Source organism: Mesorhizobium sp. M0894 (assembly GCF_040319725.1).
In the GTDB taxonomy this organism is placed as follows: Bacteria; Pseudomonadota; Alphaproteobacteria; order Rhizobiales; family Rhizobiaceae; genus Mesorhizobium.
The window spans coordinates 187,952-209,779 of record NZ_JAMYOG010000009.1; the positions used below are offsets into that span (position 1 = coordinate 187,952).

Here is a 21,828-nt window from a genome sequence, read left to right on the forward strand (position 1 = left end):
CGACGGCGCTCAAGACCAGTCGCCCTCGGGCGTGCCGTTGAAGCGTTTCTTCAGATCGGCCCAGCAGTCGATATAATTGTCCTGCCGGGTTTCGAGCTCGGCGCCATAGCGGGTCACCATCTGCGGGAAGCGTGTCTCGAACATGAAGGCCATGGTGTTGGCGAGCTTGACCGGTTTCAGCTCCGCGCGCGAGGCCTTTTCGAAGCCAGGCGCATCGGGTCCGTGGGCCAGCATCATGTTGTGCAGGCTGATGCCGCCGGGCACAAAGCCCTCTTCCTTGGCATCGTACTGACCATGGATCAGGCCCATGAACTCGCTCATGATGTTGCGGTGATACCACGGCGGCCGGAAAGTGTTTTCCGCCACAAGCCAGCGCGGCGGGAAGATGACGAAATCGATATTGGCGGTGCCTTCCTCGCCGCTCGGCGCGGTCAGCACGGTGAAGATCGATGGGTCAGGATGATCGAACAAGATCGCGCCGACCGGCGAAAAGGTCGCAAGATCATATTTGTAGGGCGAATAATTGCCGTGCCACGCCACCACATCCAGCGGCGAATGATCGATCTCGGTGACATGGAACTGGCCACACCATTTCGCGATCAGCCGGCACGGTGTTTCCTTGTCCTCGAACCAGGCACAGGGCGTCTTGAAATCGCGCGGATTGGCCAGGCAGTTGGCGCCAATCGGGCCGCGATCCGGCAGCGTCAGCTTGGCGCCGTAATTCTCGCAGACATAGCCACGCACTTGCGGATCCACCAGTTCGACCTTGAACACCAGGCCGCGCGGCAGCACGGCGATCTCGCCCGGCCTGAGTTCGATGACGCCCATCTCGGTGACGAAGCGCAAGGCTCCAACCTGCGGCACGACCAGCAACTCGCCATCGGCGTTGAAGAAATGGTCGTCGGCCATCGAACGGTTGGCGACATAGACATGTGCCGCCATGCCGGTCTGGCCGAGCACGTCGCCGGCGGTGGTGATCGAGCGCATGCCGGCGATGAAGTCTGTCGGCTCTTTCGGCATCGGCACGGGGCTCCAGCGATACTGGCCGAGAGCGAGCTGGTGGTCGCCGACGTTCGGCGCGCTTTTCCACAGCGGATAATTCGCCGCTTTGAAGCGACCGGTATGCCTGACGCTCGGCCTTATCCGATAAAGCCAGGAGCGCTCATTGGTGCCGCGCGGCGCAGTGAAAGGAGAGCCCGAAAGCTGCTCGGCGTAGAGGCCGTAGGCCGGCCGCTGCGGCGAGTTGCGTCCTTGCGGCAGCGAGCCCGGCAAAGTCTCGGTCTCGAAGTCGTTGCCGAAACCCGGCATGTAGGAATAGGCCATGGCATCCTCCCTGGATACTGACAGAGCGCGCTCCTCGCCTCCGATGGCTGCGGCACTCAAGCATTGACCAAACTGGTTTCATCTGTAACCATTGAAAATGTAACTATCAACCACGGCGTCTGCCGGGATACAAAATCATGGACGTCCTGGAACTCGAAAGCTTCCTGCCCTACCGGCTCTACCGTCTCGCCGATGCCGTCAGCCGGGAATTCTCCAGGATATACAAGGACCGTCACGGCCTGACCCGACCCGAATGGCGCACGCTGGCCGGGCTCGGCCAGCACGGCACCATGACCGCGACGGAACTCGGCGAGCAGTCGGCCATGCACAAGACCAAGGTTTCGCGAGCCGTCGCCGAGCTCGAACGGCGCCGCTGGCTCACTCGCACACCGGATGGAAAAGACAGGCGGGTCGAGCATCTGACGCTGACCCGAGCTGGCCTTGTCGCCTATCGCGAGATGGTGCCGCTGGCTAAAGCGTTCGAGCTGGAATTGCTTGCGAGGCTGAGCACGGAACAGCGAGCGGCCGTTGTCAGCGGAGTGGCGGCCCTGGAGATGGCGTTGCCGGATCGACGAAAGGAGCTGTGAAAGCTGCTACGCAGCGATCGTTCACACCCCCTCTGTCCTGCCGGACATCTCCCCCTCAAGGGGGGAGATTGGACGTCGCTTCGGCTTTCGCCAATCTCCAAAGAAGAGCGATGTCGGCGAAGCTGCCAATCTCCCCCCTTGAGGGGGAGATGGCCGGCAGGCCAGAGGGGGGTGCTGTCCCGCCAACATTTCTGATCGCCTACCAGTCCATCACCACCTTGCCGGAATTGCCGCTCTTCATCGCTTCGAAGCCGGAAACATAGTCGTCGATGCCGATGCGGTGGGTGATCAGGCCGCTGACATCGAGAGGACCCTGCACCAGCGCAATCATCTTGTACCAGGTCTCGAACATCTCGCGGCCGTAGATGCCCTTCAGATGCAGCATCTTGAAGATGACCTTGTTCCAGTCGATTTCGAAGCCGGTCGGCGCGATGCCGAGAATGGCGATCTTGCCGCCATTGTTCATGGTGTCGATCATGTCGCGGAAGGCAGGGGCTGCGCCCGACATTTCGAGGCCGACGTCAAAGCCCTCGGTCATGCCAAGCGCCGGCATCACGTCGCGCAGCTTTTCCTTCGATGCGTCGACGACATGCTGAACGCCAAGCTTTTTCGCCAGTGCCAGGCGCACCGGGTTGATATCGGTGATGACCACTTTTCGCGCGCCGACGCACTGCGCCACCAGTGCACCCATGATGCCGATAGGCCCGGCGCCGGTGACCAGCACGTCCTCGCCGACGAGATCAAAGGACAATGCGGTGTGAACAGCATTGCCTAAGGGATCGAAGATCGCCGCGATCTCGTCGGGCACGTCGTCGGGGATCGGCACCACATTGTGCTGCGGGATCGCCAGGTATTCGCCAAAGGCGCCCGGCCGGTTGACGCCGACGCCGAGCGTGTTGCGGCACAAATGCCCCCTGCCCGCCCGGCAGTTGCGGCAATGGCCGCAAACGATATGGCCTTCGCCGGAAACGCGCTGGCCGAGTTTGTACTCGGTCACCGCCGCACCGAAATCGGCGACGGTTCCGACAAATTCGTGGCCGGTAACCATCGGCACCGGCACGGTCTTTTGCGCCCACTGGTCCCAATTATAGATGTGGACGTCGGTGCCGCAGATCGCCGTCTTCCTGATCTTGATCAGCACGTCGTTGGGGCCGATCTCCGGCACCGGCACTTCTTCCATCCAGATGCCCGGCTCGGCCTTGGCCTTGACCAGCGCCTTCATCATGTTCGACATTCTTTTGTTCCCCAGAACCTTAGTCGCTTGAACCTCTTGATCCGGAATCGCTTTTCGGTTCCGGCCGTTCAGGAAATCACGCCGAGTTCCCGACCGACTGCGGCGAACGCCTCAACCGCGCGATCGATGTCTGCGCTGGAATGGGCGGCCGACATCTGCGTGCGGATGCGCGCCTGGCCCTTCGGCACCACCGGGAACGAGAAGCCGATGACATAGATGCCGCGCTTCAGCATCCGCGCCGCCATCTCCTGCGCCAGCGTCGCATCGCCAAGCATCACGGGGATGATCGGGTGGTCAGCGCCGGCCAGGGTGAAGCCGAGCTTGCCCATCTCGGACCGGAAATGCCCGGCATTGTCGTAGAGCCTCTTCCGCAATCCATCCCCGACTTTGATCAGTTCGAAGACCTTTATCGAGGCGCCGGCGATCGCCGGCATCAGCGTGTTGGAAAAAAGATAGGGCCGCGAGCGCTGGCGCAGCCAGTCGACCACCGGCTTCCTGCCCGACGTGTAGCCGCCCGACGCTCCGCCCAATGCCTTGCCGAGCGTACCGGTGATGATGTCCACCCTGCCCTCGACGCCACAATGTTCGGCCGAGCCACGGCCATTCCTGCCGACGAAACCAACTGCATGGCTGTCGTCGACCATCACCATCGCATCGTATTTGTCGGCGAGGTCGCAGACGCCCTTCAGATTGGCGATGGTGCCATCCATCGAGAACACGCCGTCGGTGGCGATCAGCCGGAACCGGCAGTCGCTCGCGTCTTTCAACCGCGCCTCCAGATCGGCCATGTCGTTGTTGGCGTAGCGGAAGCGCTTTGCCTTCGACAGCCGCACGCCGTCGATGATCGAGGCGTGGTTCAGCGCATCGGAGATGACCGCATCCTCCTCGCCGAGCAGCGTCTCGAACAGGCCGCCATTAGCATCGAAGCAGGAGCCGTAGAGGATAGTGTCCTCCATGCCGAGGAAATCAGAAATGGTCGCCTCGAGCTGCTTGTGTTCTTCCTGCGTGCCGCAGATGAAGCGCACCGACGCCATGCCGTAGCCGTAACGGTCGAGCGCCTGCTTGGCTGCTTCCCGCAGTTCGGCGCTGTCGGCGAGGCCGAGATAATTATTGGCGCAGAAATTCAGCACCTTCTCGCCGCCCACCTCGATCTCGGCCGATTGGGTCGAGGTTATCACCCGCTCGGATTTGTAGAGACCTGCCGATTTCAGTCCTTCAAGCTCGCTGTCGATGTGGAAAAGGAATGCTTCGGTCATGATCAGGCCCTGTTGAGATCGATGAGGACTGTCGCGCCGCGCGGATGAAAAATCCATCGCAAAAGCGACCGCTTCGGTGGCGGCAATGGCACGGCAGAGGCCACGATGTTCAAATGCAGAGGCGCCGCGAAAGATTGCAATAACCACTTTGCGGGTTTCCCGCCACGGTCGTCGCCGCCGGCCTGTTGCCATCCCAAAGCTGTTAACACTTTGAAGCCAAAGGTTGTCGCACAAGAATTCGTTGGCGAGAGGGCCGACTCGGAAAATGTCGCAGCAGCCGGTGCACGCCGTTTCGGGCAGGCTTATACTCCTGATCAAGTCCGGCTACTGGCTGGCTCTGCTGATCATAGCCGCCATGGTAGTGGCGTCCTTCATCCTGCTGCAACAGGTGATGGCGACCCAACGGCACAATCAGGCGCTGCTCGATATCGTCAGCACACAAAAAGCCCTGTCGCAGCGCATCGTCTTCCTTGCCGGCGCAACAGGCAGCGCCTCGCGCGATCAACAGCACGCCCTGGTTAGCGCGCTCAAGCAAGCGACAGTGGAGTTCGAGAAGAACTACGATCTGCTGCTCGAGCGGACCGCCGCCGATCCGGTGTCGCCGGCAAGATTCGATCCGAAATCGATCGAGAGCGTGCTTTTCGCCAAGCCGTACCATCTCGACTATTTCTCGGTCGGGCTTATCGCCAACGGCGAGCGTCTGATCTCTTCATTCGAATCGCGGCTCAACACGACCGGCAGCGGCGGCTACAAGGGCGGAGAGGAGCGCGTTAATCTGGACGCTTCCGTTGCCAACGCAACATTGTCGGGCTACGCAGCACTCGGCCAGCGCATCAGCGCCTACGCGGACCAGCGCTCCGAAAGGCTCCTCGATCTTCATCGCACATTGTTCCATTCGACCATCGGCGTCATCCTGCTGGTGGCACTTTTCATTTTCCGGCCGATGTCGAATGCCATCTTGCGCCGGACGCGCGAGCTGGTCGATGCACGCAATTCCATGGCCTTCATTGCCGTGCATGACGGGCTGACCGGCCTGCACAACCGTACCTTCCTGACCGACCATTTCGATACGTTCATCAGTGGTGCGCAGCGAAGGCGTGAGCGGGTCGCCGTAGTGCAGTTCGACCTCGACCGGTTCAAGCAGATCAACGACACGCTCGGCCACGCCGCTGGCGATTATGTGCTGGTGGTGGCCGCGCAGCGCATGCGCGATTCCTGCCGGACGTCGGATCTCAACGTGCGTCTCGGAGGCGACGAATTCGTTGTCGTCCTCAACGACGCCGGCAGCACCGCGGACATCGATATCGTCGCCAGACGCATGCTGGCCAAACTCAATGAGCCGGTCATCTTCCAAGGCACGACGATCCATCCAGGCGTAAGTGCCGGGATTGCGGTCTACCCCGTCGACGCCGACAATGCGCAGGACCTGCTCGTCCATGCCGATCTGGCACTCTATTCAGCCAAGAGGCAGGGCGGCGGCAGTTTGTCGTTCTTCTCCGATGAGCTGAGGCGCGAACTTGATAATCGCAAGCAGCTCGAACTCGACATCAGGATCGCCATCTCTGAGAAGGCGTTCGAAGTCTATTTCCAGCCGCAGGTGTCGCTGTCGGATGGCGCTATCAGTGGCATCGAGGCTTTGGTTCGCTGGAGGCATGCCGAGCGCGGCATGATCGCGCCGGGCGAGTTCATTCCGATCGCAGAAAAATGCGGCTTGATGCCCGAGATCGGCCGCATCGTTATTGCCAAGGCGATCGACGAAGCAGCCGAATGGAACCGCGCAGGCATCGCCTTCGGACGGATCGCCGTCAATGTGTCCGGCTCGGAGCTGCGCGAGACAGATTTCGAAGTCTTCCTGTTCGGTACGCTGGAGAGGGCTGGCCTGCCCGCGCACAAACTATCGCTGGAGATCGTCGAATCCGTTATTCTCGATGACGAGAAGACCGGTATCGCGGCAAAGCTGCGGCACATCCGCGCCGCCGGCATCCATCTTGAGCTCGATGATTTCGGCACCGGCTACGCATCGCTCAGCCATGTCAATCCAAACGAGATCGACCGGCTGAAGATCGATCGCCGTTTCGTCCAGAACATCAACGAGAACAGCGGCAACACCAAGATCGTGCGTGCCCTCACCGAGCTCGCCCGCGGTCTCGGCATCTCGATCGTCGCCGAGGGCGCCGAAACCGAAGCCGAGCTCGACTCGCTGATGGCGATCGGCTGCGACCAGGTGCAAGGCTATTCCATCGCTTTCCCGATGCCACCGGACAGGGTGCGCGAATGGCTGGTGGCCCGGGCGCCCAAGAAGGCCAAGCTGACGGTGCTGCAGGGCAGCCGGGCGTAGATCCGTCATGGTTCGGGCTTGCGAACCGACCTGATGAGCCGAGGCGGAAGGTCATCCTCATCACCGGGAAATGCTGCCAGCAATTGTCCAATGTTGGGCACACGCGCCAGTTTTTCGTAGTCCTGAAATGACAAAATGACCGCCTGCTTGCGGCCGCGCCGCGTGATGGCCGCCGGTTCTCCCGCGACGACCTGATCGAGCAGCGCCGAGAGTGTAGTCCTGGCATCCTTCAGCGAAATTTCGCGCATAGCGTTTTCCTAGCCTAATTCTAACCTTCGACATTGGCCCGCAGCGCGGCCAGCACCTGTGCAAACTCCGCCAACCTGTCGTCGGATAATCCCTTCCGCAGCCGCTTGTCGAAGGCTAACGCGGCGGTGCGCAATTTCAGGAACAGCGCTTCTCCGGCTTGGGTCAGCTCCACCTGGTGAACCCGGCGATTTTCGGGATCGCGGCGCCGTATCAGCAGGCCTTGCGTCTCCATGGCGTTGAGATGATGGGTCAGTGTTGCGCCCCGAATACCGATCATGCCGGCGAGCTCGCGTTGGTTGGCCAGCTCCCGCGACTTGACCGACAGCAAAGTCACCCAGACCGGCAGCGTGCCCCCCGCCTCGACCAGGGCAGCGTCGAAAGCCTGCGCGACCAGCTTGGCGGTGCGGGCGAGATTCATCCCGATCGGCGGGCGGTCAAAGGGCGTCATGATCCGACACTAGAACAAGGGCAAAGCCTATGGAACCGGCTCGAGCTTATGCGTTGACATCTAATCATTTGATATCTATCCATATGGTTAGCGGTGGGCAAGAGAGGAAATGCGGTCATGCAATATGTCTACATCATCGTCCTCGGCCTTCACGTCATGGCGGGTGTGTTCTGGGCCGGCACCACCATCGCGGTTGCCCGCGAACCGGAGATCCGGGCGGAACGTTTCTTCCGGCCGCAAATGGGCGCGGCCGGCGTGGTTTTCCTCACGGGTTTGCTGCTCTGGTATTTCTTCCACAACGGCTCCTTCGGCTCGATGGAGAAGGTCCTGGCGCTGGGCATCTTGACTGCCTTGATTGCCGCCGGGGTCCAGGGCGCACTGGTGGGTTCCGCCAGCAGGCAGTTGGCCGGCGCTGATGCGGCGACGCAAACCCAGTTGCGCGCGAAGATGACAAAAGGCGAACGCATCGCCGGCGGGCTGCTGGTCATCACCGTGTTCTGCATGGCTACCGCCAGGATGTTTTGAGCGGCCTGCCGCAATCGCAAGATCGTACGGTGTCCGGCCGCAAGCCGGCGGCGTGCGCGGCGCGCAGAACGAGCCGAAGTACCGTGGTGGCTCTCCGTACGGAGGTTCGGCTGCGCGCCACCAATCAATCCAAAATATTCCTCAGATTCGCAAGCCGAACCTGATGCCGTCATAGATGGCGGCGTGGATGTTGCGCGAGGCTACTGCATCGCCGATGCGGAAGAGCACGAAACCGGCGTGAGGATTGCGCACGGGAAAGATGTCGCCGCCATTGACCAGCTTTTCGTAGTCGATCGCGCCGGCGTTCTTCGACAGCGGCTTCAGCGCCAGATAGAGATCGTCGAGCGGCAGCGTGCCGTGCTCGACCACCACCTGGTCGACGCGGCGCTCTCCGCGCCAGCCATCAGCGAAGTCGGAGGCGAGCTCGGCGATCAGCTGGTTGCCCTCGCGCCGCACCGAACGCAGCCGTGTGTTGATGGTCACCGTGACACCCTTTTCCTGGAAGGCGCGCATGTAAGGCACATGGTTCATGCCGCCCATTTCCGGCGCGAAGAAGCGCTCTGGTGAAACCAGCTCCAGCCTGGCGCCGCTGTTGGCGATCAGTTCGGCAGCACCCATGCCCTGATGGCCGCCATTGTCGTCATAGAGCAGCACGTTCTCGGCCGGCTTGACGCTGCCGGCCATGATGTCCCAGCTCGAGGTGACGAGATCGTCGCCCGCAGTCAGAGGCGGGTTCTGCGGCAGGCCGCCGGTGGCGATCACCACCACGTCCGGCGACAGCGCCAGCACGTCGTCCTTCTCCGCCCAGGTGTCGTAGCGGATCTCGACGCCGAGCCGGTCCAGCTCGGCCAACCGCCAGTCGATGATGCCGATCAATTCCTTGCGGCGCGGGTTCTGCGTTGCCAGCCGCACTTGGCCGCCGGCCTGGCTCGATGCTTCCAGCACCGTTACCTGGTGCCCGCGCTCGGCGGCGACCCGCGCTGCCTCCAGCCCGCCGGCGCCGGCGCCGACCACGACCACCTTTCGCTTCGGTCCCTCGGTTTTCGGGATGATATGCGGGATATCAGCCTCGCGGCCCGTTGCCGCATTGTGGATGCACAGCGCCTCACCGCCCTCATAGATGCGGTCGAGGCAGTAGGTTGCACCGACGCAAGGACGTATCTCGTGCTCGCGGCCCTCCATCACTTTTTTGACGATGTGCGGGTCGGCGATATGGGCGCGCGTCATGCCGACCATGTCGAGCTTGCCGGTGGCGATGGCGTAACGCGCGGTGGCGACGTCGGAAATCCGCGCAGCATGGAAGGTCGGGAATTTCGTCGCCGCCCTCACCTCGCCGGCGAAGTCGAGATGCGGCGACGACCGCATGCCGGTCACCGGAATGACTTTTGTCAGCGCGGCATCAGTCTCGATCGAGCCACGGATGATGTTGAGGAAATCGACCTTGCCGGAGCCGGCCAGCCGCCTGGCGATTTCGACGCCTTCCTGTTTCGACAGGCCTTTCTCGAAATCCTCGTCGGCGACCATGCGGATGCCGACGACGAACTTTTCGCCGACCGCGGCACGCACCGCATCGAGCACCATTCCGGTGAAGCGCAGCCGGTTGTCGAGCGAGCCGCCGAAATCGTCGTCGCGCTGGTTGGTGGCCGGCGACCAGAAGCCGTCCATCAGGTGGCCGTAGGCCTCGAATTCGATGCCGTCGAGGCCGGCAGCCTGGCAGCGCTGGGCGGCCGCCGCGTAGTCGGCGACGATGCGCTCGATATCCCAGTCCTCGATAATCTTGGGAAAGGCGCGATGCGCCGGTTCGCGCACCGGCGAAGCCGACAGCACCGGCAGCCAGTCGGCCTTGTTCCAGCCGGTGCGGCGGCCGAGATGGGTGATCTGGATCATCACCTTGCAGTCATGCTCGTGGCAGGCATCGGTAAGCTCGGCGAGCCACGGCACGATGCGGTCGTCATAGACATGCAGATTGCCGAAGGCGGCCGGGCTGTCGCGCGAGACGATCGCCGAGCCGGCGGTCATGGTCAGCGCCATGCCGCCCTTGGCCTTTTCGGCATGGTAGAGCCGGTACCGCTCCTTTGGCATGCCGTCCTCAGAATAGGCCGGCTCATGGCTGGTCGACATCACCCGGTTCTTCAGCGTCAGATGCTTGAGCTGATAGGGCTGGAGGAGCGGGTCGTTGTTAGTCATCGTCTTCCTGCTGTTTCAAATTGTGCTAATGAGCGGCAAATTTTTGTTTTTACGCATGTCGCTATCCCAAAATCGCTGCGCAGTTTTGGGCGACATGCAGCAAGGAACCTGCTCATGACCGATACGAAAAACCTCACCCAGCTCGGCACCAACGTCGAGGCGCCACAGAGCCCTGAAGCGGCAGTCCTGGAAACCGTGCCATTTTCGCGCGGCGACGGCCCGCCGGCCATCGTTCGCTTCACCTGCCCGGAATTCACTTCGCTCTGCCCGGTCACCGGCCAGCCGGACTTCGCCCATATCGTCGTCGACTACGCACCCGATGCGCTGCTGGTGGAATCGAAGTCGCTCAAGCTGTTCATGACCTCGTTTCGCAACCATGGCGCGTTCCACGAAGAATGCACCGTCATGATCGGCCGCCGCATCATCGCCGCGACCAAGCCATTGTGGTTGCGCATCGGCGGCTACTGGTATCCGCGCGGCGGCATTCCGATCGACGTGTTCTGGCAGACGGGCGCCCCGCCGGAAGGTGTGTGGCTGCCCGACACCGGCGTCGCCCCCTATCGCGGGCGCGGGTGAGCCTGAGTTTCTGAGGAAAATACGTTGCATCAGTTGAGCGGGAGCCGCCGGTAGCGGCCGGGATTGTTCGGGTCGCTGAAATGGCCCATCGGCCCGTGTTCGGCGAAGTGGCCCGCCCAGCGTTTCATCGCAGCCGGATCGAGTTCGACGCCCAGCCCGTCACCCTCCGGCACGCGCACCGTATTGCCCGTCTGGCGGAAAGGACCGTCCTTGATGACATCGCCGATCTGCCAGCGAAACAGCGACTGCGATGCTTCGGTGATCCACGGTGTCGCCGCCACGACGTGCAGATAAGCCGATGTCATGATGCCGAGATCGTTCGAATAGCACCAGAACCCCTTGCCCATCGCCTCACAGGCGGCGATGAATTTCAGAGTTTTCGACAATCCGCCGAGTGCTGCGAAATTGCAGACGAAGTAATCCGGCGCACCGAGCGCGACTGCCCGTCTGAGATCCGGGATGTGCGTGGAGAACGGAATGCGCGAATGCTGGCGCAGCGCTGCCATCTCCTCGAAGGTCGCGACCGGATCCTCGTAATTGCGGATGTTGAACGGCTCGATCTCGCGCAGTACCCAGCGCGCTGTGGTCAGCGACCACTGCATGTTGGAATCGAGTTTGATCTGCGCCTTATCGCCAAGCGCCTCGCGCAGCATGCGCACTGTCCTGATCTCGAGCTCGGGATCGCCCATGATCAGCTTGCCCTCGAAGATCGTCGAGCCGTGCTGTTCTCGCATGCCGAGACAATAGTCGACGATCGCTTCGGCGGTCATCTCGCCGCCGGCTCCGCCTTGAGCGGGGCGAAAGGCGAAATATTCCGAAAACGGAATGTCCTTGCGCACCGCGCCGCCGAGCAGCTTATAGAGCGGCATGCCGAAGACCTTGCCTCTTATATCCCAGAGCGCCAGTTCGATGGCGCCGAACGCCACCGTGGCTGCGTTCTCGCCGGTGTTGGCGGTGATCTGCCAGGGCGGCACACAGCGCGCCTCGCAGTCGGCGATGTCGAGCGGATCGGCGCCAATCAGCGCCGGCGCGATCTCGGCCTTGATCACCTCGCCGAAATGCCACCATGGCGCCTCGCCCAGTCCGACCACGCCTTCGTCCGTCTCGACCTCGATGATCGATTTCGAGGCGCCGCCGTAGAGACCAGCCGTCCACCAGAACGGAGCATCGAGCGGGACGTTGACGTGGGTGACGCGGACGTTGGTGATCTTCATCGGTTCCGTTCTCACTCGCACTGGTATTGGCTTAGCGCCCATTCGCCGGTCACCGAGAGCAGGTCCGATATCTTCCAGTCGCCATCGATCTTTTTGAACTTCCATTCCAGCCGGTGCGGATTGCCGGAGACGACAAAAGCGACGACGACCTTGGCCTCGTCGCCCTTGATCGCTTCGATGGTCTTCAGGCTCTTGTCGATCTCCGCCTTTTCGTATTCGGAATTGTCGAGCGCCATGTTGGGATCGAGGCACTCGCCCTGCCCCGACCTCCGCAGCGCGTCGCTCTTGTCCAGCACCGACTTTGCCGGGTCGGTGAAATGACCCCGCTGAGCCGGATCGACCTCGAGCCCGGCATGCTCGTAGAACGGCTTCACCACCGCGGTCGGCGAGCCCGGCTGCACGGCTGCGGCCGGCGCGTTTTCTGCCGGCGGCGAAACTGCCGGCGGAGGTGCCGCACTGTCGGCCGGCGCATTTGCGGGCGGCGCGCCGAATAGGCCCTGAGCGGCGGCGCTGCTCAATCCGGCCAGCAGGCACGCAGTCGCCAAAATCCAGGGACGGCAGCGAAGCACGGCATCACTCCGGCGACTGTCCGGCCAGGCATTCGAGCGCACTCAGGGTCCAGCCGCTGGTCTTCGAGGTAATGTCGGCGACCTTCCACTGGCCGTCGATCTTCTTCAACGACCAGACCATTTCGCGTTTGGAACCATCGCCTTCCGGAAAAAGGTTGAACGTCGCCGTCACCTCGGCGCTGTCGCCGTCCAGCGTTTCGGCCAGCGTCAGCGTCTTGGCCACGGTCTTCTCGTCATAGTCCTGCGCATCGAGACCAGGGGCGAAGTCGATGCAGGGAACTTCATCCGGATGGTTCTTTGCCGCATTGTCGTTCAATTCGAACAGTTTCGTCACCGGCGCGGTGAAGCGGTCGCGATATTGCGCATCGGCCTCGAACTTGACCGACGGGACATAAAAGAACTTCACGGCGTTGGCAGCAGGGCCGGCAAACGCGGCCGCCGGCACGGCCATCGAAAGCGCGGCAACAAAAAGTGGCAGTTTCATGGGTGTCCCCGATTGTTCACTGACGGAAGCTATCAGTACCACGCATCTTGCCCGTCGGCCTTCTTGCGGTCCATGAAATCCTGCAACGCGTCCTCTGCTGGCAACTCAGGCGTTCAGCCAGACGTTCTGGAGATCCATCTCGAAGGTTTGGTGGACACCGTAGTTCTTCACCTTCTCGTTCATGTGGCTGAACAGCTTCTGCCAAAACGGCTGAATGATGACGCCCGAATCTTGCAGGATCTGCTCGATGTCCTTCATGACCTCGCGGCGCTTCTCGACGTCGATGAGCGAAAGAGCCTGCTTGAGCTTGGCGTCGAAATCAGGGTTCGAGTAGCCGGTTTCGTTCCAGGCCTCGCCGGTGCGATAGCCGAGCGCCAGCACCTGTACGCCAAGCGGGCGCATGTACCAGATGGTCATCGAATAGGGGTATTTCGTCCAGTCGTTCCAGAATGTCGATCCCGGCAGCACGGTGCGCTTCACCTTGATCCCGGCATCGCGCAACTGGCCGGCAATAGCGTCGCCGGTGTTCTTTTGCCAATCGTCCTCGACGGTGATCAGTTCATGCTCGAAGTCGTCCTGCCCGGCATCGGCCATAAGCTTCCTGGCGCCCGCGGCGTCGCGTGTCTTCTTGGGCAGCGCGTAGTATTCCGGATGAATCGGACTGACGTGGTGGTTTTCACCAACAGTGCCTCGCCCGGCGTAGCCAAGTTCGAGCACCGCTTTGTTGTCGACGGCCATCTGGAGGGCGTTGCGAACCCGCTTGTCGTCATAGGGCTTGTTCGTGATGTTGGTCCGGGCGACGAGCGTGGTCGCTGTCGCAACCTCCGATTTGACCAGCCCCATCTTGTCGAGAATGTCTATGAAGTCGGCCGGCGTCTCGAAGTTGAGATCGATTTCGCCGGAGTCGAATGCATTTATCGACGCGTTGAAATCGGTTCCGTAGTCGATGAATTCGACGCCGTCGAGAAGCGCTTCACCGCCCCACCATTTGCCAGTCTCCCGACGCTTGACGACCGCTTTCTGGCCGACCGAATAGGACACTAGTTCGAACGGCCCGGTGCCGATCGGCTTCTCGATCGGATTGGCGCCGTCGGCGTCGAAGTTGCGATGGACCACGAGCGCTGGATAATCGGTGAAGTTCGGGATCAGCGAGATGTCCGGTTCGTTCAGCTTCAGCTTGACCGTGTTGTCGTCGACCTTGGTGATCGCGCCATCCCTGGCCTTGCCGGTTTTTGCGTCGATCAGCGCACCGACGCGCGCGGCCATGGAATTGCCGGCGGCAGCCTTTTCGCACCAGCGCGTCAGATTGTAGGCCACATCATCGGCGCCGAAAGCATCACCATTGGTCCAGGTGATGCCCTTGCGCACATGCAGCACATATTCGGTGGCGTCGTCATTGACCTCCCAGCTTTCGAGCAAAACCGGCTCGAATGTGAACTGGCGGGTGTAGCGGACAAGCGGCTCCAGCCAGCAGCGTGAAATGTTCGCAAGTTCCACCCAGTCGTAGGTGCGCGGGTCCTTTTGTGCCTTCACCGACATCGAAACATGCAGCGTTCCGCCTTTCTTCGGCTCTTCAGCCAAAGCCTGTTCCGGCACAGCAAGACCGATCATGCCGTAAGCAAGAGCTGTCGATGCGCCGAAAGCGCTTGCCAGAGCCAGAAACTCGCGCCGATCCACATGACCTGCACGCGCTTCGCTGGCCATCGCTTCGATGGCGCTCGGCACGCGATCACCATTGCTTCTGAAGAGTGTCATTTTTTCCTCCGTTATGGTTCCCTTCGGGTCTTCGCCCGTTATCAACTAACGCTGTCCGGTAGTTTCTCCTCGCGCCGCGCAATCAAATCTTTGAGACCATCGGCGATGCCCTCATCGAGCTTCGGCTCCTCATAATCGGCGAGCATGTTGCGCGCTTTCTCGCGGCCGCGGGTGTCGTGGTCCTTTGCTCCTTCCGCCTTCCACTGTTCGAACGAATTGAAGTCCATGATGCTCGGTATGAAGAAGGCGGACTCGAAATGCTGGAGCGTGTGTTGGGTGCCGAGGAAATGCCCCTGCGGTCCGACCTCGCGGATAGCCGCCATAGCCTCCTTGAAATCGTCGAATGGCAGCCCGCCAGCATATTTGTACCAGCCGACAAGCTGCTCGCAGTCGGTGGCAAATTTCGAATAGCCGCAGGTCAGGCCGGCCTCGAGCCAACCGGCGGAGTGCCAGATGTAGTTGGCGCCGGCAAGGATGGCGGCATGCATCAGCATGTTCGCCTCGTAGCCCGCCTGGGCGTCGTTCAGCTTCGAACCGACATGGAAACCGGACGTGCGCCACGGCAGCCGATACTTCCGCGCCAGCGCGCCCATGAGATACATCATCTGGGCCGCCTCCGGCGTGCCGCCCATGGGAGCGCCGGTCTTCATGTCGACCGTCACCATGAACTGTCCGTAGATCTGCGGCGAACCCGGACGCAAGAGCTGTGTGAACGCGACGCCCGCCAGCGCTTCGGCATTGACCTGCGCGACCGCACCGACTGCAGAGGCCGAAGTCGAGGCGCCGCAAAGGGCGAAGGGCGCGAGGATCAGCGGCTGGTTGTGGCGCGCATAGACTTTCATCGCGTCCAGCATGGTGGCATCCCAGACCAGCGGCGAATTGCAGTTGGTGATCGCCACCAGGACCGGGTTGTCGCGGACATAGTCCTCGCCGAACACGATGCCTGCCATCGCCATCGTGTCTTCGGCTCGATCTTTGGAGGTCACGATGCCCATGAACGGCTTGTCGGAGTGCTTCAGCGCTGAATGGATGATGTGGAGGTGACGCTTCGGCACCGCGATTTCCATCGGCTCGCAGATGATCGAGCTCGACGAATGCAGCGCCGGCGCCATGTAGGCGAGCTTGTGGAAATTGTTGAGGTCGGCGAGTGTGCCGTAGCGCCTGTTGTTGTCGAGGTCGCGCACATAAGGCGCCCCGTACATCGGCACGAAGATGGAGTTGTTTCCACCCACACGTACGGAACGCTGGGGATTCCTCGCATTGAGCGTGAACTCCGACGGGACCTTCGAGACGAGGTCCATCAGCAGGGCGCGGTCGATCCGGACCCTTGTCTCGGAGACATCGGCGCCCGCCGCCTTCCACATTGCGATAGCCTCGTCGTCGCGGAACTCGCATCCCACCTCTTCGAGGATGCTGAGCGACTCCTGGTGGATGAGCTCCACCGCCTCGTCCGGGACCATCTGATACACCGGAATCTTGCGAACCAGGGTCGGAAATGACGCTACGGGAGCTCCCCGCAGCGCCTTGCGCCCCAGGCGGCCACCCGCGCGACGATTGGTATGTTCGCTCACTTCAACGGCCGGTGCGTTCATGGAGGCTCCATCTTCCTGTCTCGATCAATCTAGCCAGACAAAATGCAGCTGTGACGCTGGAAAATCCTGATCTCTTGTATAAGCTCAGCTTATGCGAAGCTTGCGCCATCTGCTGCCCTCGGCCGGCAGCCTGATCGTTTTCGAGGCCGCCGGCCGGCTGTCGAGCTTTACCGCCGCCGGGCGGGAGCTCGGCATGACGCAGGCTGCCGTCTCCTATGCGATCCGTGGGCTCGAGGAGCAGCTCGGCGCCAAACTCTTCCAGCGCCGCCACCGGCAAGTCAGCCTTACCGAGGCCGGCGATCGCTTTCACGCCGACGTCTCGCTCGGCCTGTCGCACATCCGCAAGTCGGCGGAAGATCTGCGCCAGATCGCCGTCGGCGCTCACGTGACGCTCGCCGCCTCGACCGCATTCGCCTCGTTCTGGATGATGCCGCGCCTGCAGCAGTTTCGCGACGAACTGCCGGGCATCGACCTGCGCATCCAGACCGCGGACCGCGATCTCGACATCATCGCCGAAGACATTCCGCTCGGCGTCCGCGGCGGCGAGCCCAAGGAATGGCCGGATTATCATTCGCTGCCGCTGGCCGATGAAGTGATATTCCCCGTCGCCGGCGTTAGTTATGTGGCCCGGTTCGGGCTGCCGGCGAACGTGAAGGACCTTCCATCGCATCGTCTCATTCATCTCGAAGAGCCGTTTCGCGAGGCCGCCAGCTGGGACGAATGGTTCGCCTCGGCCGGTGTCGACATCGCCGATGCCGGGCGTGGCTTGCGCATCAACGACTATGCGCTGGTGATCCAGGCAGTCATGGAAGGGCAAGGCATCGCGCTCGGCTGGGGTCATCTCGCCGAGCGGCTGCTGGCATCAGGGCTGCTGGTGCGCGTCACCGGCCACACAATGACGACCGGCAAGGGCTTTCATGTCATCTGGTCGAGGAACCGCGAGCTCAGCGACAACGCCCGCAAGGTGCGGGACTGGCTGGCGGCGCAAGCGTGAGGCTATCCCACAATGCCCGGTCAAACCGTCACGACGATCTTGCCGAATTGTTCGTTCGACTCGAGATAACGATGCGCCTCGACGATCTGATCAAACGGAAAGGTTCTAGCGATTGCGGGCTTCAGCGAACCCGATTTCAGTCCATCAAGGATGAATGTCTTGGCGGCCTGCAGCCGGGCCGGATCGCGCACGATCTCGTGGACGAGATAGCCGCGCAGCGTCAGCGTCTTGCCTAGCACTGCAGGTAACGGAAAAGGTGTCGGGTCGGGGCTCAAGCCGCCATATTCGATGAGAATGCCACCCAGTGCCATCGCTGCCGTCAGAGGCTCGAAGATCGGCCCGCCGACCGCGTCGAACACCACGCGCACGCCGTCCGGGCCGGCGATTTCCTTCAACCTAGCTTCCAGATCCACCTCTGCCGAGGCGATGACGTGGGCCGCGCCGAACTCAAGCAGAGTCCGCTTCTTGGCGGACGTCCGTGTGACGGCGATCGGCGTCGCGCCAACCAGGTTGGCAATCTGGATCGCCGCCAGTCCGACGCTGCTCGATGCCGCAGTGATGACGACAAAGTCCTTCCTGCCGAGTTTGGCAATGTCGATCAGCGCACCGTAGGCGGTGAGATATTGCATCCACGCAGCGGCGGCCTCTTCCCAGCTCAGCGATGGTGGATGCTTGACGACGAGCTCGGCGGGATATGTGGCAATCTCACCATAGGCAGGCCAGCGGGCCATCGACACTGGCGGCACGATGCTGACGGCATCGCCCGGCGCAAACCCGTCCACGCCTTCGCCGACCGTTTCGACGAGGCCAGCGGCCTCAAGCCCAAGACCGGAAGGCAACGGCGCGGTTTGGATATATCTGCCTGAACGCAGCAACGCCTCGGCCCGGTTCAGACCCAACGCCTTGACACGGATCTGGATCTCGCCTCGTCCCGGCGCAGGCATGTCGACATTCTCGATGCGCAGAACCTCGGGACCACCCAGCTCATAAAAACGAACGACACGCGGCATCGGTCACAACTCCAAAATATTTGCACTGAATGTGCTATGCCAGCGGCAATCAGGCGAATAAATAGCCGCTTGAGTAGATCAGTGGAAACTGTGGGTTTTGAATATGGATCGCCTTACCAGCATGGCCGTGTTCGTCAAAGCCGTCGACCTGGGCTCGTTCGCGGCCGCGGCGGCGGCTCTTGATCTGTCCGGGCCGATGGTCGGCAAGCATGTCCGGTTTCTCGAGGAGCGCCTGGGCGTGCGCCTCATCAACCGGACCACGCGCCGCCAAAGCCTGACGGATTTCGGGCGCGCCTATTATGAACGCTGCCGGCTGGTGCTTGCCGAAGCGGAGGCCGCGGATGCACTCGCCGCCGACCAGCTTGCCGAACCGCGCGGAAAGCTGCGCGTCCTCATGCCGGTGCATTTCGGCCGGCGCTGCGTTGCCCCGATCCTGTTCGGGCTTGCGCAGCAATATCCGGCGCTGGAACTTGACCTGTCGTTCAGCGACGCCCTCGCCGACCTCGCCGAGGACGGCTGCGACCTTGCCATCCGAACGGGCGATCTGGAGGACCAGGCCGGGGTGATGGCGCGGCGCGTCGCGCGCCAGCACATGGTCGTCTGCGCGTCGCCATCCTATCTCGACAGGCACGGCCAGCCGCAGGCGATAGATGACCTCGGCAGCCATCACGCGATCATCTACCGCCGTTCCGGGCGTGCCGTTCAGCCGTGGCTGTTTCCACGCAATGGCCAGCCTGCGACGGAGGTCAGGCTCGCTGGCAGATTGCGGCTCGACGATCTCGATGCCATCGCCGATGCCGCGGCCGCCGGCATGGGGCTCGCCTGGCTGCCATACTGGCTGGTTCGCCAGCGCATTCAGGCGGGCGTACTTGTCCCGCTATTGCCGGAACAGCCGAGGTTTCTCTATGACGCCCATGCGCTGTGGCTGCAGACGCCACATCTGCCGATGAAAGTCCGCCTTGCCGTCGATGCACTGGCGGCAGCGCTGCCCAAGCTCATGAGTTGAAGGCACGGTCGCGGTCAGCTGCGTGGATTTCCTCGAGAACGACCCGACGATTGAACAATAATCTATATGGTAAGATTTCGAATATACAGGAGGTAAACCAGAACAACTGTTAGCGATATCGAAATAATCGTCCAAATAGTGAACAAAATTACTCTCGCAATACGACTCTTTCGACGCTGTATCCATCGAGCGAAGTTTACCATTAAGTAATCTAGGATGACGTCCAAATGTCGCCTCCAACGGCCATTCGCTTCAGATTTTGGCCTTCGCCCGACTAAATCCACTAAGTCAATTGGGGGCCAAGCCCATTCACTTCAACAATATTCCTATCTCTACATCGTGGCGGGACAGCACCCCCCTCTGGCCTGCCGGCCATCTCCCCCGCAAGGGGGGAGATTGGCGGTTCATGCGTCCCGCCAACCTTTGAGACATTGGAGACTGGCGGAGGCCGAGGCGACATCCGATCTCCCCCCTTGCGGGGGAGATGGCCGGCAGGCCAGAGGGGGGGTGGGACGGAGCGCAACGGAGCAGTCTCCCTGCCTTGCAACAATCAACGCTATTCTCCCCCTCCCGCATCGGCCACGAATCCGCCTATAGTGCTGCCATGCCCATTCGCCAGCTTTCCGAAACGATGATCAACCAGATCGCCGCCGGCGAAGTCATCGAGCGTCCGGCAAGCGTGGTCAAGGAACTGGTCGAGAACGCGCTCGATGCCGGCGCCACGCGTGTCGAGATCGTCACCGCTGGTGGCGGGCTGAACCTGATCCGCGTCAGCGACGACGGCTCGGGCATTCCGGAAAAGGAACTGGCGCTGGCGATCGCGCGCCATTGCACCTCGAAGCTCGCCGACAATATTCACGACATCCGCTCGCTCGGCTTTCGCGGCGAGGCCTTGCCGTCGATCGGCTCGGTGGCGCGGCTGTCGATCCGCTCGCGCACAGCGTCCAGTGAAAACGCCGCCGAGATCGGCATCGCCGGCGGCCGCGTCTCCGCCGTCAGGCCGGCGGCGGCCAATCGCGGCACCACGGTCGAGGTGCGCGACCTGTTCTTCGCCACGCCGGCGCGGCTCAAATTCATGAAGGGTGAGCGCGCCGAAGGCTCGGCCATCGGCGACGTGGTCAAGCGCATCGCCATCGCCTTTCCCGCCGTGCGCTTCACGCTGGCCGGCCCGGACCGCTCGACGCTGGAGCTGCCGGCGACCGAGGACAGCCCGGAAGGCCGGCTGCGCCGGGTGGCACAGGTGATGGGCGCCGACTTTCCCGACAATGCGATCGCCATCGACGCGGTGCGGGACGGCGTGCACCTCGCCGGCCATGTCTCGGTGCCCTCCTTCACCCGCGCCAACGCCCTGCAGCAATATGCCTATGTCAACGGCCGCCCGGTGCGTGACAAGTTGATCGCCGGCGCCATTCGCGGCGCCTTCGCCGACGTGCTGCCGCGCGACCGCCATGCCGTCACCGTGCTGTTCCTGACGCTCGATCCGGCGATCGTCGACGTCAACGTCCATCCGGCCAAGGCCGACGTGCGCTTCCGCGATCCGGGGCTGGTGCGCGGCCTGATCGTCGGCGCCATCCGCGAAGCACTGGCCCATGCCGGGATCCGCGCCGCCACCACCGGTGCCGCCGGCATGATGGCAGCGTTCCGGCCGGGCGCGGCATCCTATGCGCATGGCGGCCCGGCCAACGGTCACCGCAGTTACGAGGCCGCCTATCGGGCGTCGGGCTTTGCGGGTTTCGACCCTGCCCGTTCGCCGCAGCGGCCGCTCGATATGGGCTCTGCAAATGGCGGCTTCGGCGAGGACGAGCAGGCGGCCTTCGACGCCGGCCCACTGCACAGTGCCGACGCGCGCGCCGGACAGGATCAGGCGGCAGAGACGCTGCTCGGCACGGCATTGGGCGCGGCGCGCGCGCAAGTGCATGAGAACTATATCGTCGCCCAGACCAGGGATTCGCTTGTCATCGTCGACCAGCATGCGGCGCATGAGCGACTGGTTTACGAGGCCTTGAAGAACGCCCTCCACTCACGCGCGGTGCCGTCGCAGATGCTGCTGCTGCCCGAGATTGTCGACCTGCCGGAGGAAGACGCCGAGCGGCTTGCCATGCACTCCGAGACGCTGGCCCGCTTCGGCCTCGGCATCGAGCGCTTCGGCCCAGGCGCCGTTGCGGTACGCGAGACGCCGTCGATGCTCGGCGAGACCAACGTCCAGCAGCTGGTGCGCGACCTCGCCGACGAGATCGCCGACAATGACACGGTCGACACGCTGAAGGAGCGGCTGGACAGGATAGCCGCGACCATGGCCTGCCACGGCTCGGTACGTTCCGGCCGCCTGCTCAAACCGGAAGAGATGAACGCTCTGCTGCGCCAGATGGAGGCGACGCCCGGCTCCGGCACCTGCAACCACGGCCGCCCGACCTACATCGAGCTCAAGCTGGCGGATATCGAGAGGCTGTTCGGGCGACGGTAAGCATTACCTGCGCAATG

19 protein-coding genes are annotated in these 21,828 nt (G+C 62.5%); 7 read left to right on the forward strand and 12 right to left on the reverse strand.

Translation table 11 applies throughout. The features are described 5' to 3' along the window. Positions 1-9: 9 nt before the first annotated feature. Positions 10-1,323 (reverse strand): homogentisate 1,2-dioxygenase, encoded by a 1,314-nt coding sequence (gene hmgA, locus NKH91_RS19300; protein ID WP_352588463.1) that lies wholly within the window; start codon positions 1,321-1,323, stop codon positions 10-12. A gap of 137 nt (positions 1,324-1,460) precedes the next feature. Here hmgA and NKH91_RS19305 point away from each other — a divergent pair, with 137 nt between their 5' ends. Next, the gene (locus NKH91_RS19305; protein ID WP_023717189.1) at positions 1,461-1,910 is read left to right on the forward strand and encodes a MarR family winged helix-turn-helix transcriptional regulator; all 450 of its coding nucleotides are present in this window, start codon (positions 1,461-1,463) and stop codon (positions 1,908-1,910) included. Positions 1,911-2,109: 199 nt separating this feature from the next. Here NKH91_RS19305 and tdh read toward each other — a convergent pair whose 3' ends face one another. Further along, on the reverse strand, positions 2,110-3,144 hold the full coding sequence (gene tdh, locus NKH91_RS19310) for an L-threonine 3-dehydrogenase (protein WP_023717188.1): 1,035 nt from the start codon (positions 3,142-3,144) through the stop codon (positions 2,110-2,112). Positions 3,145-3,212: 68 nt separating this feature from the next. Continuing rightward, positions 3,213-4,400 (reverse strand): glycine C-acetyltransferase, encoded by a 1,188-nt coding sequence (locus NKH91_RS19315; protein WP_352845178.1) that lies wholly within the window; start codon positions 4,398-4,400, stop codon positions 3,213-3,215. Positions 4,401-4,665: 265 nt separating this feature from the next. On the opposite strand from NKH91_RS19315, the gene NKH91_RS19320 reads away from it, so the two are divergent. Beyond that, on the forward strand, positions 4,666-6,738 hold the full coding sequence (locus NKH91_RS19320; RefSeq protein ID WP_352884105.1) for a putative bifunctional diguanylate cyclase/phosphodiesterase: 2,073 nt from the start codon (positions 4,666-4,668) through the stop codon (positions 6,736-6,738). Between the two features lie 5 nt (positions 6,739-6,743). Here NKH91_RS19320 and NKH91_RS19325 read toward each other — a convergent pair whose 3' ends face one another. Continuing rightward, positions 6,744-6,986 carry a type II toxin-antitoxin system Phd/YefM family antitoxin gene (locus NKH91_RS19325; RefSeq protein ID WP_023717185.1) on the reverse strand — a complete coding sequence of 81 codons (243 nt, stop codon included), beginning with the start codon at positions 6,984-6,986 and terminating at the stop codon, positions 6,744-6,746. Between the two features lie 20 nt (positions 6,987-7,006). Further along, positions 7,007-7,435: a MarR family winged helix-turn-helix transcriptional regulator gene (locus tag NKH91_RS19330; RefSeq protein ID WP_023717184.1), complete on the reverse strand. Its 429-nt coding sequence runs from the start codon at positions 7,433-7,435 to the stop codon at positions 7,007-7,009. 117 nt (positions 7,436-7,552) lie between these two features. Here NKH91_RS19330 and NKH91_RS19335 point away from each other — a divergent pair, with 117 nt between their 5' ends. Continuing rightward, complete coding sequence (locus NKH91_RS19335; protein ID WP_023717183.1) at positions 7,553-7,960, forward strand: hypothetical protein; 408 nt, start codon at positions 7,553-7,555, stop codon at positions 7,958-7,960. 141 nt (positions 7,961-8,101) lie between these two features. Here the strand turns inward: NKH91_RS19335 and NKH91_RS19340 are convergent, their stop codons facing one another. Next, positions 8,102-10,147, reverse strand: a complete 2,046-nt coding sequence (locus tag NKH91_RS19340) for an oxidoreductase (RefSeq protein WP_352640007.1) — start codon at positions 10,145-10,147, stop codon at positions 8,102-8,104. A 114-nt stretch (positions 10,148-10,261) separates the two neighbouring features. Here NKH91_RS19340 and queF point away from each other — a divergent pair, with 114 nt between their 5' ends. Beyond that, positions 10,262-10,723 carry a preQ(1) synthase gene (gene queF / locus NKH91_RS19345; protein WP_023717181.1) on the forward strand — a complete coding sequence of 154 codons (462 nt, stop codon included), beginning with the start codon at positions 10,262-10,264 and terminating at the stop codon, positions 10,721-10,723. 29 nt (positions 10,724-10,752) lie between these two features. Here queF and NKH91_RS19350 read toward each other — a convergent pair whose 3' ends face one another. The 5 genes from NKH91_RS19350 to NKH91_RS19370 all read right to left on the reverse strand — a co-directional run bounded on the left by NKH91_RS19350 (position 10,753) and on the right by NKH91_RS19370 (position 16,337). Next, positions 10,753-11,937, reverse strand: coding sequence for a mandelate racemase/muconate lactonizing enzyme family protein (locus NKH91_RS19350; RefSeq protein WP_352845183.1), 1,185 nt, complete (start codon positions 11,935-11,937; stop codon positions 10,753-10,755). An 11-nt stretch (positions 11,938-11,948) separates the two neighbouring features. Continuing rightward, on the reverse strand, positions 11,949-12,506 hold the full coding sequence (locus NKH91_RS19355) for a hypothetical protein (protein ID WP_352845185.1): 558 nt from the start codon (positions 12,504-12,506) through the stop codon (positions 11,949-11,951). 4 nt (positions 12,507-12,510) lie between these two features. Beyond that, positions 12,511-12,990 carry a DUF3828 domain-containing protein gene (locus tag NKH91_RS19360; protein ID WP_352542343.1) on the reverse strand — a complete coding sequence of 160 codons (480 nt, stop codon included), beginning with the start codon at positions 12,988-12,990 and terminating at the stop codon, positions 12,511-12,513. Between the two features lie 105 nt (positions 12,991-13,095). Then, positions 13,096-14,745: an ABC transporter substrate-binding protein gene (locus NKH91_RS19365; protein WP_352845186.1), complete on the reverse strand. Its 1,650-nt coding sequence runs from the start codon at positions 14,743-14,745 to the stop codon at positions 13,096-13,098. Between the two features lie 41 nt (positions 14,746-14,786). Then, the gene (locus NKH91_RS19370; RefSeq protein ID WP_023717176.1) at positions 14,787-16,337 is read right to left on the reverse strand and encodes a trimethylamine methyltransferase family protein; all 1,551 of its coding nucleotides are present in this window, start codon (positions 16,335-16,337) and stop codon (positions 14,787-14,789) included. Positions 16,338-16,428: 91 nt separating this feature from the next. Here NKH91_RS19370 and NKH91_RS19375 point away from each other — a divergent pair, with 91 nt between their 5' ends. Continuing rightward, positions 16,429-17,331: a LysR substrate-binding domain-containing protein gene (locus tag NKH91_RS19375; RefSeq protein WP_023717175.1), complete on the forward strand. Its 903-nt coding sequence runs from the start codon at positions 16,429-16,431 to the stop codon at positions 17,329-17,331. 20 nt (positions 17,332-17,351) lie between these two features. Here the strand turns inward: NKH91_RS19375 and NKH91_RS19380 are convergent, their stop codons facing one another. Further along, positions 17,352-18,341 (reverse strand): zinc-dependent alcohol dehydrogenase family protein, encoded by a 990-nt coding sequence (locus NKH91_RS19380; protein ID WP_352845187.1) that lies wholly within the window; start codon positions 18,339-18,341, stop codon positions 17,352-17,354. A 103-nt stretch (positions 18,342-18,444) separates the two neighbouring features. Between NKH91_RS19380 and NKH91_RS19385 the strand changes: the two genes are divergently transcribed. After that, the gene (locus tag NKH91_RS19385) at positions 18,445-19,347 is read left to right on the forward strand and encodes a LysR family transcriptional regulator (protein WP_352845189.1); all 903 of its coding nucleotides are present in this window, start codon (positions 18,445-18,447) and stop codon (positions 19,345-19,347) included. Positions 19,348-19,951: 604 nt separating this feature from the next. Next, positions 19,952-21,811, forward strand: a complete 1,860-nt coding sequence (gene mutL, locus NKH91_RS19390; RefSeq protein WP_352845216.1) for a DNA mismatch repair endonuclease MutL — start codon at positions 19,952-19,954, stop codon at positions 21,809-21,811. Positions 21,812-21,828 lie beyond the last annotated feature (17 nt).